General features: G+C 49.7%; 21 protein-coding genes. 9 read left to right on the forward strand and 12 right to left on the reverse strand.

The genetic code is table 11. The features are described from left to right. Positions 1 to 19: 19 nt before the first annotated feature. The 8 genes from DQM57_RS09630 to DQM57_RS03945 all read right to left on the reverse strand — a co-directional run bounded on the left by DQM57_RS09630 (position 20) and on the right by DQM57_RS03945 (position 5923). Positions 20 to 163, reverse strand: coding sequence for a hypothetical protein (locus DQM57_RS09630; protein WP_167395529.1), 144 nt, complete (start codon positions 161 to 163; stop codon positions 20 to 22). 13 nt (positions 164 to 176) lie between these two features. Beyond that, the gene (mpl, locus tag DQM57_RS03915; RefSeq protein WP_111726973.1) at positions 177 to 1553 is read right to left on the reverse strand and encodes a UDP-N-acetylmuramate:L-alanyl-gamma-D-glutamyl-meso-diaminopimelate ligase; all 1377 of its coding nucleotides are present in this window, start codon (positions 1551 to 1553) and stop codon (positions 177 to 179) included. 61 nt (positions 1554 to 1614) lie between these two features. After that, positions 1615 to 1920 (reverse strand): hypothetical protein, encoded by a 306-nt coding sequence (locus tag DQM57_RS03920; protein ID WP_108043687.1) that lies wholly within the window; start codon positions 1918 to 1920, stop codon positions 1615 to 1617. A gap of 11 nt (positions 1921 to 1931) precedes the next feature. Further along, on the reverse strand, positions 1932 to 2285 hold the full coding sequence (locus DQM57_RS03925; RefSeq protein ID WP_111727643.1) for a hypothetical protein: 354 nt from the start codon (positions 2283 to 2285) through the stop codon (positions 1932 to 1934). 234 nt (positions 2286 to 2519) lie between these two features. Next, positions 2520 to 2717, reverse strand: coding sequence for a hypothetical protein (locus DQM57_RS03930; RefSeq protein ID WP_108043686.1), 198 nt, complete (start codon positions 2715 to 2717; stop codon positions 2520 to 2522). A gap of 9 nt (positions 2718 to 2726) precedes the next feature. Then, positions 2727 to 3512 (reverse strand): TrmH family RNA methyltransferase, encoded by a 786-nt coding sequence (locus DQM57_RS03935; protein WP_107860024.1) that lies wholly within the window; start codon positions 3510 to 3512, stop codon positions 2727 to 2729. A 73-nt stretch (positions 3513 to 3585) separates the two neighbouring features. Beyond that, a complete protein-coding gene (tilS, locus tag DQM57_RS03940; RefSeq protein WP_197711724.1) occupies positions 3586 to 4896 on the reverse strand; it encodes a tRNA lysidine(34) synthetase TilS in 1311 nt (436 codons plus the stop codon). Between the two features lie 67 nt (positions 4897 to 4963). Continuing rightward, positions 4964 to 5923 (reverse strand): acetyl-CoA carboxylase carboxyltransferase subunit alpha, encoded by a 960-nt coding sequence (locus DQM57_RS03945; RefSeq protein ID WP_107860023.1) that lies wholly within the window; start codon positions 5921 to 5923, stop codon positions 4964 to 4966. A 207-nt stretch (positions 5924 to 6130) separates the two neighbouring features. Here DQM57_RS03945 and DQM57_RS03950 point away from each other — a divergent pair, with 207 nt between their 5' ends. Continuing rightward, entirely contained in the window at positions 6131 to 6532 is a 402-nt protein-coding gene (locus DQM57_RS03950) for an RNA-binding S4 domain-containing protein (RefSeq protein ID WP_003675356.1), read from the forward strand. 53 nt (positions 6533 to 6585) lie between these two features. Here DQM57_RS03950 and iscX read toward each other — a convergent pair whose 3' ends face one another. Continuing rightward, positions 6586 to 6783 (reverse strand): Fe-S cluster assembly protein IscX, encoded by a 198-nt coding sequence (gene iscX / locus DQM57_RS03955; RefSeq protein ID WP_107860022.1) that lies wholly within the window; start codon positions 6781 to 6783, stop codon positions 6586 to 6588. Between the two features lie 75 nt (positions 6784 to 6858). Here iscX and DQM57_RS03960 point away from each other — a divergent pair, with 75 nt between their 5' ends. Next, positions 6859 to 7452, forward strand: a complete 594-nt coding sequence (locus DQM57_RS03960) for an amino acid permease (protein WP_107860021.1) — start codon at positions 6859 to 6861, stop codon at positions 7450 to 7452. Positions 7453 to 7551: 99 nt separating this feature from the next. Here DQM57_RS03960 and fdx read toward each other — a convergent pair whose 3' ends face one another. The 3 genes from fdx to hscA form a co-directional block, all read right to left on the reverse strand. Continuing rightward, positions 7552 to 7893, reverse strand: coding sequence for an ISC system 2Fe-2S type ferredoxin (fdx, locus tag DQM57_RS03965; protein WP_107860020.1), 342 nt, complete (start codon positions 7891 to 7893; stop codon positions 7552 to 7554). A 92-nt stretch (positions 7894 to 7985) separates the two neighbouring features. Next, positions 7986 to 8348: a TIGR02328 family protein gene (locus DQM57_RS03970; protein ID WP_107860019.1), complete on the reverse strand. Its 363-nt coding sequence runs from the start codon at positions 8346 to 8348 to the stop codon at positions 7986 to 7988. A 78-nt stretch (positions 8349 to 8426) separates the two neighbouring features. Next, a complete protein-coding gene (hscA, locus tag DQM57_RS03975) occupies positions 8427 to 10289 on the reverse strand; it encodes a Fe-S protein assembly chaperone HscA (RefSeq protein ID WP_111726975.1) in 1863 nt (620 codons plus the stop codon). A gap of 171 nt (positions 10290 to 10460) precedes the next feature. On the opposite strand from hscA, the gene hpnD reads away from it, so the two are divergent. From hpnD to DQM57_RS04015, 7 genes are all read left to right on the forward strand, one after another. Further along, positions 10461 to 11309, forward strand: coding sequence for a presqualene diphosphate synthase HpnD (gene hpnD / locus DQM57_RS03980; protein WP_111726977.1), 849 nt, complete (start codon positions 10461 to 10463; stop codon positions 11307 to 11309). After that, the gene (hpnE, locus tag DQM57_RS03985; protein WP_111726979.1) at positions 11306 to 12619 is read left to right on the forward strand and encodes a hydroxysqualene dehydroxylase HpnE; all 1314 of its coding nucleotides are present in this window, start codon (positions 11306 to 11308) and stop codon (positions 12617 to 12619) included. Before hpnD ends, hpnE begins: the two co-directional genes overlap by 4 nt. 77 nt (positions 12620 to 12696) lie before the next feature. Then, positions 12697 to 13416, forward strand: a complete 720-nt coding sequence (locus DQM57_RS03990; RefSeq protein ID WP_003675340.1) for an SDR family oxidoreductase — start codon at positions 12697 to 12699, stop codon at positions 13414 to 13416. 352 nt (positions 13417 to 13768) lie between these two features. Next, on the forward strand, positions 13769 to 14440 hold the full coding sequence (locus tag DQM57_RS04000) for a CsgG/HfaB family protein (protein WP_003675336.1): 672 nt from the start codon (positions 13769 to 13771) through the stop codon (positions 14438 to 14440). A 9-nt stretch (positions 14441 to 14449) separates the two neighbouring features. Beyond that, positions 14450 to 14815 (forward strand): DUF4810 domain-containing protein, encoded by a 366-nt coding sequence (locus DQM57_RS04005; RefSeq protein ID WP_167395531.1) that lies wholly within the window; start codon positions 14450 to 14452, stop codon positions 14813 to 14815. Then, positions 14815 to 15462: a DUF799 domain-containing protein gene (locus DQM57_RS04010; protein ID WP_111726985.1), complete on the forward strand. Its 648-nt coding sequence runs from the start codon at positions 14815 to 14817 to the stop codon at positions 15460 to 15462. Before DQM57_RS04005 ends, DQM57_RS04010 begins: the two co-directional genes overlap by 1 nt. Positions 15463 to 15748: 286 nt before the next feature. Then, positions 15749 to 17518 carry an ABC transporter ATP-binding protein/permease gene (locus DQM57_RS04015; protein WP_111726987.1) on the forward strand — a complete coding sequence of 590 codons (1770 nt, stop codon included), beginning with the start codon at positions 15749 to 15751 and terminating at the stop codon, positions 17516 to 17518.

Raw genomic sequence — 17518 nt, forward strand, 5'->3', positions numbered from 1 at the left:
CGCAATGGCACTGCCGGCTTTACCGTCGGCGTAATGACGACGGCTGCGGGTTCATCATACTATTAGTACCTGCAAGTGTAGCGCGTTTGAAAATACGGGGCAAACGGTTTTTATCCCTGCCTTGCATACGCAAAAATGCCGTCTGAACGGTTTCAGACGGCATTTTTGCTTCCTGACTATCTTAAAGCTTCCAGCAGCTTTCCGTGTATTCCGCCGAAACCGCCGTTGCTCATCACCAAAATATGGTCGCCTGCTTCGGTATGTTTCACAATTTCGGCGACGAAGGCATCGAAGTCTTTGCCGACATGCAGCTTGCCGCCCAAAGGCGCGAGGGCTTCGGCGACATCCCAGTCCACGCCGCCGGCGTAGCAGAACACTTGGTCGGCACCTTTGAGGCTTTCGGGTAAGGCGGCTTTCATCGTACCGAGTTTCATGGTGTTAGAACGCGGCTCCAGGACGGCGAGGATGCGTGTGTTTCCGACGCGCTGACGCAGGCCTTCTATGGTGGTTTCGATGGCGGTCGGATGATGGGCAAAATCGTCGTAAACGGTGATGCCGTTTACCGTGCCTTTGATTTCCATGCGGCGTTTGACGTTTTTAAACGCGCTCAAGGCTTCGCAGGCGGTCTGAATATCAACGCCGGCATGACGTGCGGCGGCAATAACGGCGAGCGCGTTCATGCGGTTGTGTCCACCCATCAAATCCCATGCGACGTGTCCGGCTTTTTTGCCGTCAAGCAACACGTCGAACGAACCGTCGGCATTGACTTCGCCGACCTGCCAGCCGTGTTCGGTGCCGAATTTTTCCACCGGCGTCCAACAGCCTTTGTCCAAAGTATCTTGCAGGCTTTGCTGCTGTCCGTTGCAGACGATTAAGCCTTCAGACGGCACTGTGCGTACGAGGTGGTGGAACTGAGTCTGTATCGCGCCTAAGTCGGCAAAGATGTCGGCGTGATCGAATTCCAGATTGTTCAACACGGCGGTACGCGGGCGGTAATGCACGAATTTGGAGCGTTTATCGAAAAAGGCAGTGTCGTATTCGTCGGCTTCGATGACGAAAAACGGTGATTTGCTGTTCGGGTCTTGACGCGGCGTTTGCGGCAGTCGGGCGGAAACGCTGAAGTTTTCCGGTACGCCGCCGATGAGGAAGCCCGGTGCGAGTCCGGCATATTCCAAGACCCATGCAAGCATGGACGCGGTAGTCGTTTTGCCGTGCGTCCCCGCCACGCCGAGTACCCAATGATGATGCAACACGTTTTCCGACAGCCATTGCGGGCCGGAAATATAAGGCAGGCCGCGGTTCAAAATCGCTTCAACCACATCCATCCCGCGCTTGGCGACATTGCCGATAACGTAAACATCAGCTTTAAATTCGTCCAACTGCGCGGCATCGAAGCCTTCGTGCACGTCTATGCCCAAGGCTTCGAGCTGGGTGCTCATCGGCGGATACATCTTCGCGTCGCAACCGCTGACTTTGAACCCGGCTTCTTTGGCAATGGCGGCCACTCCGCCCATAAACGTGCCGCCGATACCAATAATGTGGATGTGTTTCATCAGAGTTCCCTAATCGTTCAAATTCTATTGTTCAACGCCGTCATAGCTGATTCGGTTTCAATCAATGCGTCTTTGCACCGGTATTCGAAGCATCCTTATGCGTATTCTCTTTCGGATTTTGGACGTGTTCGTCCTTCCTCATATCCAAATTGTCATCAACCCCTGTGTTTTCCGCCCTGTCTTTTACTACCGGCCTAACCGAACTGTATACCTGATCACGCCCCAAACCCGCGTTGGTACAATGTTTTCCCGGAGTTTGGCTGTAACTGGTTTTACCATTATGGCGGCACTCGTAAACATTTGCCGAAAATACGGTCTGAACCGCTGCAACAAGCAACATACTTCCAATCATTTTAGATACTCGCATATTAACCTCCTTTATTGTTCTTCTTTAAAAAAAGGAATGTATTTCAATAGAACTTCATCTAATTCTTTCATTCCTTGCTCATAATTGAATGGGTATTCCCAATCATCTCCTACTTTGATTTCAGAAATGTCTTTAAACTTCCGCTTAAGAGCGGATACTTTGTCCATATCGTCATCAATTTCCTGTTTACCAAATGGTATTTTTCGCTTTTCTAATATCAAATTATAATAACAAGATAAATTAAGCAATAGCCCCCAAGCACTATTTGCGATTACGACTAATCTATGTTTTTCTCTGGTTAAGTAATCTGCGCCACTATCATAGATTGCTCTTGTCGGATCATAAAAAAATTCGCAATTTTTCATGGTGTCCTCACACTTTAACCAATTCACAATTTTATACCCACCGCTCATAAAACTAGCATTACATATTACAGATACCCAATAACGCCGTAAATCTTCCGTATTTACCAACAAACGATCTATTTGGTTAATAGCTGTTTTGTTTTCTAGTAAACTTTAACCCATGGATTTCATAAAATTTTTTACCAAATTCTTTATTTGTTAAGATTCCATTAACCCGATTTTGAGCAATATCTATCAAAACCATTTCCACCACATCCAAAACAAACCCGCCGCCGCCACGGCATTAGACAATAAGATGAGTTTCCACTGACCTGTCTTATGCGGTACGGCCCTTCTCGGCTTCAAAACGCCGCCATAAAAAAACGGCGACAGCAGCATAGAAGCGATACATAAGAAAATCAATACGCCGTAATAGATTTTTTCAGACGGCATTTCTTTTCCTCAATACGCCGTTCGTTGGCGCATCTGTTCAAACAGGCAGATTGTCGCCGCCATCGCGACATTTAAAGACTCGGTTGCATCGTGCATCGGAATCCTGACACACTTGTCCGCCCTGTCTAAAACTGCTTTACCGACACCCGCGCCTTCGTTGCCAAACACCCAGGCTGTCGGCTTGCACAAATCTTCGCCATACAGAACCGCCTGCTTTTCCTCACGCAACGCGGTGGCAAACACACGGTCTTCATAGTGCGCCAACCATATTTCCAAATCCGCCTGCGAATAAATGTCCAACAGGAAATGCGCGCCCATACCCGCGCGTAATACCTTGGGCGACCAAACATCCGCAGAACCCCTGCCCAAAACGACCGTACCTACCCCTGCCGCCGCCGCACTCCGTAAGACGGTGCCGACATTGCCCGGATCTTGCACGCCGTCCAAAACCACACAGTCGCCTTTGTCCGGCAAGGTTCCGCCCAATGGGATATCAATCAGTGCAAGTATATCGTCTGCACAACTCAAGCTGCTGATTTTTTTCAATATGCCGTCTGAAACGGAAAAAATCTTGTCTTCCGGCAAAACCGCCGTCAATTTACGGACTTCTTCAGACGGCATTTTAGCTTCGGGAATATATACCCCGACCGGCTTTCTGCCGGATTGCAGGAAAACCTGAAGCAGGTGGACGCCCTCCAAAACGGTTTGGGCATACTGCCGCCTGAACTTCCCCTGCGACAGCAGGCGCTGAAGATGCCTGATTTGTTCATTATTTGGCGAACTGATTTGCTTCACTTTGCAGCCTTTTCAAGAATATATAATCGGATGGTATCCAATCGTCCACTAAGTAACAGCGATTACGATTCCATCAAAATAAAACGGGAAAATCCGGATGTACGGGTAAAATGCCGTCTGAAACGGACAATCGGAAATCGGTACAGCAATTTGCCAACGCAAGAGGACGGTTTTCCCTGTCGGCCACAACCGGCCAAAACGTGCGCAAGGCGGGTAAAACCCGTTTTTCCTGAAGGATTTTCTTCATGTTTTTATGAATTCCGCCTATGGTCATGCTGTCCGACGGCAAAACCGGCCGTAAAATCCCGTCCTGCTCCAAAAGATGCTCAGGAAGCCCAAACGAGTGACGTTTTAAAACAAACCCCTGCCCCTTCAAGATTTCCCTTAAATTTCCGCTTATCTGCCTGTCTTTCAAAAATAATAGTTTATCCATTTTTTCCAATTGGAACACAAACAGCCTGCCTGCATAATGATGCAATTCGAAGCCTTGCAAGCTCCAACGTCCGGTTTTTGCCTCTGCCAAAACGCGGGCAATATCGGCAAGGGCATTCTGATTGGGTAAGGGAACCGCATTTTCCTTCAAAAAATACCGCAAAATATGGCTTCTCCGACGAGGAGAAAACGTCAGCCACCGAGCCGTATCGAAATAACCGGCCCCGCAAACCCAACGGCAGTCTTGAACGACAACCTCGTCCAACAAAGCCAAATCTTCCTGCAAAACACGGATATTGTTCAACACATGACGGTCAAAATCAGGAATTCTTGCCGACAACTCAGGCAGAGCACTATGCCGGAACCAGTTCCGCAAATAACCTGTATCGGTATTGCTTTCATCCTCGATGTTCGACAAACCCTGTCTTTCCGCGTAATCCTGCAATTCTTGGCGCGAAAAAGGCAGCAAAGGCCGCCAGATTATGCCCCTCGTACCTAAAGGACGTACAGACGGCATGGAGGACAAAGCGCGCAATCCCCCACCGCGTGCCACGGCGAGCATAAAGGTTTCGATTTGGTCGTCCCGATGGTGTGCCAAAGCAAGAATGTCAAATTCTTTCTCCGAAAATACTGCATAACGCTTTTGCCTTGCCGCCGCTTCAATGCCCAAACCGTTTTTTTCCACACTGACCCTGACCGTTTCCAGCCTTACGCCCAGTGTATCGCAATAATTCCGGCAGAAATCCGCCCAAGCGTCAGCATGAGGACTCAAACCGTGGTGAATGTGCAAAGCCTCAGGAATAAAGCCGCCCTTTTTTCCGGCGCAAACAAGCAAGTGCAGTAAGACCACAGAATCCAAACCGCCGCTTAATGCTACCGCAATTTTTTGCCCATCCACCCCTTGAGGGAAACAGTTTCTCAATTGCTGTTCAAAAACATCCAAGGTCAACACAATTTTTTTCCGACAAAGAAAAAGCAAGCAGTTTCAAACAAACTGCTTGCCGCTGGTCCCATTTGAATTATTGCTCAGAAAATTTGCCGTAAGCCATGATGCGATCGAAACGGCGGGAAAGCAAATCGGAAATCGGCATACTTTGAGCATCATGCAACTGTTTTTCCAAAACAGTTTTGACATTTCCCATAGTCTGCCCGAAATCCCTATGCGCACCACCCAAAGGCTCTTTAACGATGGTATCGATAAGCCCCAATTTTTGCAGGCGGTCAGCGGTAATGCCCAAGGCCTGTGCCGCATCCGCCGCTTTTTCGGCAGTTTTCCATAAGATGGAAGCGCATCCCTCAGGGGAAATAACGGAATAAGTCGAATACTGCAGCATATTGACATAGTCGCCCACGGCAACCGCTAGCGCACCACCCGAGCCCCCTTCTCCGATGACCGTACACAAAACCGGAACGCGCAAGCGCGTCAGTTCGTACAAATTTTTACCGATAGCCTCGGACTGGCCGCGCTCTTCTGCGCCGATACCCGGATAAGCACCCGGCGTATCGATAAAGGTGATAACCGGTAAGCCGAATTTCTCCGCCGTTTTCATCAGGCGCAAAGCCTTCCGATAACCCTCCGGACGGGGCATACCGAAATTACGGCGGATTTTTTCTTTAGTATCGCGCCCCTTCTGATGGCCTACCACTACAACGCTCTGTCCGTTAAACCGTGCCAATCCGCCTACAATCGCATGGTCGTCGGCAAAATGACGATCTCCGTGCAGTTCTTCAAAATCGGTAAACAGTGCCTCAATGTAATCCAAAGTATAAGGACGCTGCGGATGCCGGGAAACCTGTGAAATTTGGGCAGGCGTAAGTTTGCTGAAAATAGACTTGGTTAAATCATCGCTTTTTTTCTGCAAACGGTGTATTTCATCCGAAATATCGACAGCGGATTCATCCTGAACAAAACGCAGTTCGTCGATTTTTCCGGTCAGTTCGGCTATAGGTTGTTCAAAATCCAAAAAAACAGGTTTCATAAAATGAAGCTCTCATCAACAGATTCTGCCGTTATCATACGCTATTTGCGCATATTACGCAGTTAATTTATTGCCGCAGACCGTTTCCCGCCCACTATTTTCATATTCGGGAGTATGGGAAACAAAGGATTAGTGTATATACACTAGTTATAAAGCTGCGTATCTTATGCTAAACTCAAAACAAATTCAATTGCTTCAAAAATCATAATGAAAGACAACAATGATTCTTCCGCCATACGGCTGGACAAATGGCTTTGGGCCGCACGCTTTTTCAAAACCCGGTCGTTGGCACAAAAACACATCGAACTGGGCAGGGTTCAGGTAAACGGTTCAAAGGTTAAAAACAGCAAATCCGTCGGCATCGGCGATATTATCGAGCTGACGCTTAATTCCCTACCCTATAAGATCGAAGTTAAAGGTTTGAACAATCAACGCCGTCCAGCACCGGAGGCGCGTTGCCTTTATGAAGAAGACCAGGCAACGGTAGACTTGAGGGAAAAACGCAGGCAGCTCGACGAATTCAGCCGTATCAACCACGTGTATCCCGACGGCAGGCCGACTAAGCGCAACCGCCGCCAACTGGATAAAATGAAAAAAGGAAGCTGGTAGTCCGATTCCGTTTCCGGTGGCTGTCCGGATTTCAGACGGCAACAGTAAATAGTCTAACTTGCTTCGTTTATCCATGCCTGCTGTACGGCTTCAAGAATGCGTTCTCCGCAACGTGCCGGATCATCGTCGAATTCGGGAAGCGCCATAATCAAATCCCTCAATTGGGTAAAGCGCAGGCTTTTGGGGTCGATATCTTCACCGTGAAGGTCGTAAAGGTCTTCAGCGATACGTTGTGTGTCTGTCCATTTCATATTAATTCTCCTGTATTTCCCGGCCTTTCAACCGTATAGAATATGTTCCAATGCATACCTGCCAAGGATAGCCGAATGAATAATGCCTTAACCGCCAAACTGTCCAAACTGGTTTATACCGCTCCGGACAATCCCGATTTCCTTTCCAAAATAGGGGAATTTGACCGTCTGGTCCTATTGGTCCGCAGACTGTATCAGATACTCGACGAACAAAATACCCTTTCCCGGCTGACGCTTTGCATCCGCTGTCAAAACCAAAGGGGGCTTATTGTCCTAGACGGTGCACGGGCTGATCCCGATGCCGCAACAATACGTATGAAGCGCTGGCATATTTATACCCAAATTGCCGAACGTATGGCAAACCGTTATGACCGGATTTCCGTAACAATTGAAAATGAGACTGCCAATCCCACCCAACTTGAACAATACTATCTGGATATTGCCGATAAAACTGTCGCTCTTTTTGGATTAAAGGAAGCAAAACTGCAGCAGCCAAAATATCCGGAAGATAAAACACAGCCACAATCAATATTGAAAAAGCTATCCGAAAAGCCTGGTCAAAAACTGAGTATGATTAATACGAAAGCCAAAATAGAGCAATATGCGGCAAATCAGACACAAATACCTCTGAAAATTGCCCGACAACGGTTTATCTACCGCCCAAACTAAACTCCGGTTTACCCGTATCAAATACGGGATTACCCTTCTGCTCCGTCTTATGCATATCCGATGCCGTCTGAACCGCATGATGTTTCAGACGGCATTGCGTCAATGGTCCTCTCGGGCATGATTGATAGTATATTTGGGAATTTCCACGACCAAATCTTCATCTGAGACGACTGCCTGACAGCTTAAGCGTGAATCGGCTTCCAAACCCCATGCTTGGTCGAGCAGGTCTTCTTCCAATTCGGTCGGTTCTTCCAAACTGTCGAAACCTTTGCGGATGATGACATGGCAGGTGGTGCAGGCGCAGGATTTTTCGCAGGCGTGATCGACTTCGATGTCGTGGTCAAGCAGTACGTCAAGGACGGTTTGGCCTTCCGGTGCATCTTCGATAACTGCGCCTTCGGGGCATAATGTCGCGTGTGGGAGTACGGTAATTTTTGGCATTTTTATTGTCTCGTTTGTTTAAGAGTGGTTGTGGTTAACATGGTTTCAGACGACCTTGGTTATTCAATATTCAGACCATCTGAAAAATAGGTTCATAACATGATGCCTTTACTTCTTAAATTTTCCAGACATTCATCTAGATAAGCATCATCATGTTCGGCATAAATCGGCGAAATAGATGCTTCAATCGCGTGCGAATAGTATGGGGCAACGGCTTTGCCGCGATATAGCGGATCTTTCCATAAAACATCCGGTTTGTAACCGCGCTTTTCCATCTCTTCCATAATCAACGCGTGATACAGATAGAGTTTGTAGGGTGAATGGGTAAAAACGTAATTAACCGTCGCATGCGGCCTGCCCCAGCCCGCACCGCGTAAAGCGGCACATTCGCGATGCTGCCCTAAAAGTTGGGCGCGGGGGAGAATGGGGATAAGGGTTTGGTGCCAGAGTCGCATAAAAGAAATCGTTTCGGTTTTTGGATATTAGATAGACGACCTTTGTATCTTTCAAGGCCGTCTGAAACTGTTTAGGCATCAAATATTATCAACGCTTTGTCCAGTCAGCGCACGTTGGATGTTGCGGTTCATACGCTTGGCGGCAAAGTTGTCGGTGCTGCGGCTGAGTTTGGCGACGGCGGAGCGGATGTCTTCGGCGTTGCCGTCTTTCAGACTGCCTTGCAAAGTGGCGATGTCTTGTTGAATTTGTTGCAATTCTTCGGCTTCCAACAAGTCGCTATCTAATTCAAGGGCGGCGTTAACGGCGTCGGTCAGGCTTTCGGCTTCGACTACGGCTTCGGCGCGTGCGCGTGCGGCCATGTCTTCAGCGGCGTTGCTCATGCTGTCTTTGAGCATTTGGGTGATGGTGTCGTCGTCCAAGCCGTAGGAAGGTTTGACTTCGATTTGCGCCTGTACGCCGGTGCTTTGTTCTTGTGCGGAAACGGACAGCAAACCATCGGCATCAACTTGGAAGGTTACGCGGATACGCGCTGCGCCTGCAGCCATGGGCGGAATGCCGCGCAGGGTGAATTTGGCAAGGCTGCGGCAGTCGGAAACGAGTTCGCGCTCGCCTTGTACGACGTGTATCGTCATGGCGGTTTGACCGTCTTTGAAGGTGGTAAAGTCCTGCGCACGCGCGGTGGGGATGGTGGAATTGCGCGGGATGATTTTTTCGGCGAGTCCGCCGTAGGTTTCCAAGCCGAGCGACAAGGGGGTAACGTCCAGCAGCAGCCATTCGCCGTCGGTTTTATTGCCGGCAAGGACGTTCGCCTGTATGGCGGCGCCGAGTGCGACCACTTCGTCGGGGTTGAGGTTGTTCAGCGGGGTTTGACCAAAGAAAGTGGCGACTGCTTGTTGGACGTGCAGCATACGGGTGGAGCCACCAACCATAATCACGCCCTTGACATCTGCCTTGGTTACGCCGGCATCCTTCAAAGCCTGTTTGACGGGCTCGATGGTTTTTTGTACCAGATTTTGGGTCAGGTTGTGAAACTCTTGGCGGGTAATGACGGTATGGATTTTGCGGCCGTCTGAAAGCGTGGCTTCGACGACGGCTTCGGTTTGGCCAGTCAGTTGTTCTTTGGCGGTGCGGACAAGGGAAAGCAGAAGCTGGCTGTCTTGTTCGTTGAGTTTGGAAAGGTCGTTTTGTTCAAGCAGGTGGCAGAACAGGCGGTGGTCGAAATCATCGCCGCCCAATGCGCTGTTGCCGCCGGTGGCTTTGACTTCAAACAGGCCTTTAGTCAGTTGCAATACGGATACGTCGAATGTGCCGCCGCCCAAGTCGTAAACGACAAACGTGCCTTCTGAGGCGTTGTCCAGTCCGTAGGCGATTGCGGCGGCAGTCGGTTCGTTAAGGAGGCGCAAGACATTTAAGCCTGCCAGGCGTGCTGCATCTTTGGTGGCTTGGCGTTGGGCATCATCGAAATAGGCGGGCACGGTAATGACGGCACCGACCAAATCTCCACCCAATGTTTCTTCGGCACGCGATTTGAGGGCTTTGAGGATTTCTGCCGACACTTCGATAGGCGTTTTGGCACCTTGACGCGTGTGCAATTCGATAACGCGTTGATTTTCACCGAAACGGTAAGGCAGATAATGAGCATCACGATGCAGATCGGCAAATGTCCTCCCGATAAGCCGTTTGGCAGAGCTAATGGTGTTCAGCGGATCGGTTTTTTGTGCGGCAAGCGCAGCACGCCCTACTTCCGTTTCCCCATTTTCCGAATAACGGACAACGGAAGGCAGCGTAATGCGGCCGTTTTTATCAGGCAGGCAGACCGAACTTCCGCTGAGTACGGCGGCAACCAGGCTGTTGGTCGTACCCAAGTCTATTCCTACTGCAAGGCGGCGCTGATGGGGAGCCGGGGACATGCCGGGTTCGGAAATCTGCAAAAGAGCCATGATATGTGTGCCTTTAAATATGATATTTATTGGGATGGGCAGCCATTTTAACAGATTTCGGACAGATAGTTGAGTGGTTTGCTAGGGAATGAAGCATCCGGTTTTAAAATTGCCCTTCCCTGCAAAATACCGATAAAATCCGCCTTTTACTTTCGCCTTAAGGAACACGCCGTGCAAGGACTCGACTATTGCCGTCAGAAAGCAGAAGAAAGCCACTCCAGTTTTTTGTCGGGCTTCCGTTTCCTGCCGCAGGAAAAACGGGATGCGATAACGGTTTTGTATGCCTTTTGCCGCGAATTGGATGACGTGGCCGACGATTGCTCCGATCCGAATGTGGCGCAGGCAACGCTGAACTGGTGGCGCGGCGATTTAGACAGGGTTTTCTGCAGCATAATGCCAGAACATCCGGTCAATCAGGCCTTGAGGCAAATAAAGGAAACGTTCGACCTGCCGAAATATGAATTAGAAGCATTAATCGACGGAATGCAGATGGATTTGGTTCAAGCCCGTTACGGCAGTTTTAAAGAATTGAAACTGTATTGCCACCGCGTCGCAGGCGTAGTCGGCTGTCTGATTGCCCGAATTTTAGGGTTTTCAGACAATCAAACACTGGAATACGCCGACAAGATGGGGCTTGCCTTACAATTGACAAACATTATCCGAGATGTCGGCGAAGACGCTCGTAATGGGCGGATTTACCTGCCAATGGAGGAAATGCAGCGGTTTGATGTCCCTGCAAGTGTGATTTTGCAGTGCCGGCCAACAGAAAATTTCACCGAATTGATGGCATTCCAAATAAAACGTGCGCGTGAAACCTATCGTGAAGCCGTATCTCTCCTACCAGCCACAGATAAAAAATCACAAAAGGCAGGATTGGTTATGGCGGCGGTTTATTACGCACTTTTAAACGAAATAGACTTTGACGGCGTACAAAATGTCCTGACCTATAAGATTGCCATTCCTTCCCCGCGTAAAAAACGCATTGCCTTAAAAACCTGGTTATTCGGATTCAAACCATGAACACTTTGCAAAATCGCCCGAAAATTGCCGTCATCGGTGCAGGCTGGGCAGGATTGTCCGCTGCCGTAATACTGGCTCGCGATACCGACCTTACCCTGTTCGAAGCCGGTCGACAACCGGGCGGCCGGGCACGCACCTTGACAGGCGACAACCACGGATTCAGTTTTTTAGACAACGGGCAGCATATCCTACTGGGTGCATATCACGGCGTATTGCGCCTGATGAAAGAAATCGGCTCCAACCCTAAAACCGCCTTTCTGCGCCTGCCTCTGCAGTGGCATATGCACGAAGGCCTGCAATTCCGTACCCGCTTCCTGCCGGCCCCGCTTCACATTTTAAGCGGAGTGCTGTTGGCAAGACACTTCCCTTTTACATTCAAAACCAAACTGCTTTCCGATATGTCCCGCCTGCAAAAGTTTGCACGTTCCGACCAGGCTGACATGACGGTCGGGCAATGGCTGCGGCAACAAAATACCCCCCGTGCCGCCATTGCACAATTTTGGCAGCCGCTTGTATGGGGCGCACTCAATACACCTTTGGAAAATGCAAGCCTGCGTATATTGTGCAACGTGTTATCCGACGGCGTTTGGGCAGGGAAATCCGGCAGCGACTATCTTTTACCCAGGCAGGATTTAGGTATGATTGTTGCCGAACCCGCACTGGCAAAACTCAGGCATTTCGGTGCGGATATCCGTTTAGAAACCCGTGCATGCCGTCTGAAAACCTTGCCTGACGGCAGAGTATCGGTAAACGGAGAATTTTTCGATGCCGCAGTTCTCGCCGTTGCCCCCTATCATGCCGCAGCACTCCTGCCTGAAGACACACCCGAACACATTCAGTCCGCCTATCAAAACCTGCATTATCATGCCATTACCACCGTCTATCTGCGTTATGCCGATCCCGTCCGCCTGCCTGCACCGCTGACCGGACTTACCGACGGAACAGCACAATGGTTGCTCAACCGCGGGAAACTCGGACTGTCCCCAAACGAAGTATCCGCCGTTATCAGCGTTTCCGATCGCGTCGGTACATTTACTGGACAAGTGTGGGCGGAAAAAATCCACGCCGACGTCAAGCGCATCTGCCCCTATTTAAACGAACCCGAAGCCGTCCGCGTCATTACCGAAAAACGCGCGACGACCTCTGCAACCGCCAATTCCCCGTTGCCTGATTTGACCTGGCTGCACCGACACCGAATCTACCCTGCCGGCGACTACCTCCACCCCCTCTACCCTGCCACGCTTGAAGCTGCGGTACAATCAGGATTTGCAGCAGCAGAAGCATGTCTGCACCATCTAATTACAGTTTGACCGTCAGGACATGAAGATACTTTACAAGCCGCAACAAAACGTTAAAATACATTATCCCTAAATCTCAAAGGACAACCATGCCGACACTGACCGACAAAACCATATTAGTTACCGGCGCATCACAAGGGCTGGGCGAACAGGTTGCCAAAGCCTATGCGGCAGCAGGCGCGACTGTGATTTTGGTTGCCCGTCATCAGAAAAAACTGGAAAAAGTGTATGACGCGATTGTCGAAGCCGGATACCCCGAACCATTCGCCATCTGCTTTGACCTTATTAGCGCGGAAGAAAAAGAATTTGAACATTTCGCCGCCACTATTGCCGAAGCCACACAAGGCAAACTAGACGGTATCGTCCATTGCGCCAGCTATTTCTACGCACTATCGCCCCTGGATTTCCAGACCGTCGCCGAATGGGTCAACCAATACCGTATCAACACCGTCGCCCCGATGGGGCTGACCCGCGCCCTCCTTCCCCTGCTGAAACAGTCGCCAGACGCATCCGTTATCTTCGTCGGCGAAAGCCACGGAGAAACCCCAAAAGCCTACTGGGGCGGTTTCGGCGCATCAAAAGCCGCACTGAACTATCTGTGCAAAGTTGCTGCCGATGAATGGGAACGCTTCGGCAACCTTCGCGCCAATGTCCTGATTCCGGGCCCCATCAATTCCCCCCAACGCATCAAATCCCATCCGGGTGAAGCAAAAAACGAACGTAAAAACTACGAAGACGTGCTCCCGCAATTTGTCTGGTGGGCAAGTTCCGAAAGCAAAGGAAGAAGCGGCGAAATCGTTTACCTCTAAAACTACAGCCCCTTCAAAAACAGGTACCATATCTGCCCTATTTTTCAGACTGCATCAGAAACCTTCCCGCATCCTCCCGCCCTTTCTCCCCTTTTAAGCTGCCGTCTTCCATGCCCCGATACAGGTACTGCGGAAGCCGACAGCTTAAAAGAACCATCAGCATAAAAATTACGGAAAAGCAGTGTATCAGCCCGACACCAGCCTTATTTCCTAACCTGAAAATCATTTGGCTTGAAAAATAGCCGAATCCCGTATAAGAAAACACAACCCTATACGAATAAAATATCTTGACTAGAATTTACATACAAATAATAATGGTTTTATTATCCTTTCATCCTATGGAACGAAATTCATGACAAAAATTTCTACCGTCATTGCCTTCTCTGTTGCCTCTATACTGTTGGCAGGCTGCGCAACCGAATCTTCACGCAGCCTTGAAGTTGCAAAAGTTGATTCCTACAACACGCAATACCACGGCGTACGGACTCCGATTTCCATCGGCACTTTCGACAACCGCTCTAGCTTCCAAAAAGGTATTTTCTCCGACGGTGAAGACCGTCTGGGCAGTCAGGCAAAAACCATTTTGGTTACACACCTTCAACAGACCAACCGTTTCAACGTACTGAACCGCACCAATTTGAGCGCGTTAAAACAAGAATCCGGCATTTCCGGCAAAATGCAAAACCTGAAAGGTGCCGACTATGTCGTTACCGGTGATGTAACCGAGTTCGGACGCAAGGATGTCGGCGACCAGCAGCTTTTCGGCATTTTGGGGCGGGGAAAATCACAAGTCGCTTATGCGAAAGTGGCTTTAAACATTGTTAATGTCAAAACTTCCGAAATCGTTTACTCCACTCAAGGAGCGGGAGAATATTCACTCTCCAACCGCGAAGTTATCGGCTTTGGCGGCACTTCCGGCTACGATGCAACTCTAAACGGTAAAGTTTTGGATTTGGCTATCCGTGAAGCAGTCAACAACCTGGTCCGGGCAATCGACAACGGCTCATGGCAACCTAACCGTTAAGGATAAATCATGAATCCGAAAACTCTAATCCGCTTACCGCTGTATGCTGCAGTTTTGGCTTTGACCGCCTGCGGCGGCAGCGGACAAAAAGCCCTGTATTATTACGGCGACTATCCCGATACCGTCTATGAAGGTTTGAAAAACAATGATACTTCGTTGGGCAAACAAACCGAAAAAATGGAGAAATACTTTAAGGAAGCCGAAAGCAAAAAAATGAATGTTGCGCCTGGCGCGCATGCACACTTGGGATTGCTGCTTTCTCAAATGGGAGACAGATCCGGAGCCTTCCGACAATTTGAAGAAGAGAAAAAACTGTTTCCCGAATCGCGTGCATTTATGGATTTCCTGATGAAGACCGGAAAAGGAGGCAAATGATGAAACAATGGATTTTAGGGCTTGCCGCCGTTCTGACCTTGTCTGCCTGCCAAGTTCAAAAAGTTCCCGATTTCGACTATTCCGCTTTTAAAGAAAGCAAACCCGCCTCTATTTTGGTGGTTCCGCCTTTAAATGAATCACCCGACGTCAATGCGACTTGGGGCATGTTGGCTTCAACGGCTTTACCGCTCTCCGAAGCCGGCTATTACGTCTTCCCGGTTGCGGTTGCGGAGCAAACATTCAAACAAAACGGGTTGACCAATGCCGCCGATATTCATGCCGTCCGCCCCGAAAAACTACATGAGATTTTCGGCAATGATGCAGTTTTATACATTACGGTTACCGAATACGGCACTTCTTACCAAATTTTAGACAGTGTAACCAGCGTATCCGCCAAAGCAAGGCTGGTCGACTCCCGCAACGGGAAAGAGTTATGGTCGGGTACGGCCAGTATCAGGGAAGGCAGTAACAATGGCAATAGCGGCTTGCTGGGTGCCTTAGTCGGCGCAATCGTCAACCAGATTGCCAACAACCTGACCGACCGTGGTTATAAGGTTTCCAAAACCGCCGCATACAGTCTGTTGTCGCCATATACCCACAACGGCATCCTGAAAGGTCCCAGGTTTGTCGAAACTCAATCCAAATAAGTATATGCCGTCTGAACATGCATAATTTTCAGACGGCATTGGCAAGACCGGATATTTTAAAATAGTTCTGACTGAAATCAGACGGTTGCTTTCATATCCCGATAAGGTTCGGATTCTGTATTTTGCAGAATCTGAACCTTTTATTTAAACTGTGCGCAACGTATTCATATACCCAATCAACCGCACAATATCCCCGTCGGACGGACGGTATTTTTAAAATCCGAATAGAAAATGTTTACCGCGTGCGTCTTTTTAAAAGAGCATTTAAAACCATAAGGGATTTTCTATGCAAAAATGGCAAATCGAGCTTTATTCCACGCCGTCTTGGCTGTTGCAGACCTTATTGATGGTCGCCGCAGCCTCGGCGGTCATTCTGTTTTTTGCACGCAACACACGCTTCGGGCGCGAGTTTGGCTATATCCTTCGCCTGTGCCTGACGCCGAAAAGTACGGTCAAAGTTCTGCTGCTGATTACGGCGATGATTACGCTGCTGTTAACCGAAGTGCGGCTGAATGTGTTGAGCACCTTTATGTCCAAAGGGCTTTACGACTCGATGCAGGATTTGAACGCCTCCGCGTTTTGGATGTTTGCAGCAATGAACGCAGGCGTGGTGTTGATACGGGCGTTTAACAATGTCGTCAACGACTTCCTCGATCAAGGTTTGGCGATTAAATGGTCGGAGCGGCTTAATGAAGTGTTGACCACGCGCTGGCTTGCCGACAAAAACTACTACCGCCTGCAAATGCGCCGCCATGCTCCGGACAACATCGACCAGCGTATCCAACAGGACGCGCAGGATTTCATCGCCTCGACCATCGAATTTGTGCGCGGCATGGTCAATTCGGTCGTTACCTCGTTGGAATTTGCCGTTGTTTTGTGGGGCTTGGCAGGCATCCTGACCGTGTTCGGCTTCGATATTCCGCGCGGCATTGTTTGGTTCGTCTTTATCTTTGTGATTTTGGCGACCTTTATCGCCATGTGGATAGGCAACCCGTTGATTCGTTACAACTATGAAAACGAAAAGCTCAACGGCGACTACCGTTATTCCCTTATCCGCGTGCGTGACCACGCCGAAAGCGTGGCGTTTTACAGCGGCGAACAACACGAACACGACCAGCTTTCCGACCGTTTCAAAGCCATTATCCGCAACCGCTGGCGCATTGCGCGACAAAGCGTCTGCCTGAGCGGCTTTAACGATATGTTCACCAACGGCATCAAGCTTTTTCCCATTATTTTGCAAGCTCCGCGCCTGTTTGCCAGACAAATCAAAATCGGCGACATCCAGCAGACCGTACAAGCCTTCGCCCGTCTGCAAAACGCGCTGTCTTTCTTTCGGATGTTCTACAATAAATTCACTGCCTACCGCGCCCGACTGGAACGTCTGTACGGCTTTTTGCTGAGTACGGAAGAAAAACACACCGCACGGCAACCCGACCTTACCGAAGTTTCAGACGGCCTGATCTTAGAAAACGTTGCCCTATATCGCCACAACGGCGAAGTTTTGTTAGACGGTATCAACATCAACCTTAAAAGCGGCGACTCCCTACTGATACGCGGTCCGAGCGGTTGCGGCAAAACCTCGCTGCTGCGCGCGCTGGCGGGGCTTTGGCCTTTCGGCTGCAGCGGTAAAGTCAGCCATCCGCCGCATCAAGACATCCTCTTCCTGCCGCAACGTCCGTACACGGCGCAAGGCAGCCTGCGCGATGCGATTTGTTATCCTGACATCAACAAACAGCATCCGGAGCTAATCGAAGCCATGAATACTTGTCGATTAGGTTATCTGGTCGATAAATTGGATAAACCCGACGACTGGCAACACAAACTCTCCCCGGGCGAACTGCAACGCGTCGCCTTCGTCCGCGCCCTGCTCTCGCAGCCCAAAGTCATCCTGCTCGATGAAGCCACCGCCGCTTTGGACGAACCGACCGAAGCCATGCTCTACCGAGCTTTAAAGCAAAAACTGCCCGACAGCATCATCATCAGCATCGGACACCGCAGCACGCTCGATCAGTTCCATGACGGCAGCACCCATGTCGGCAACATTGACTGTAATTAG

The organism is Neisseria cinerea, from assembly GCF_900475315.1.
In the GTDB taxonomy this organism is placed as follows: domain Bacteria; phylum Pseudomonadota; class Gammaproteobacteria; order Burkholderiales; family Neisseriaceae; genus Neisseria; species Neisseria cinerea.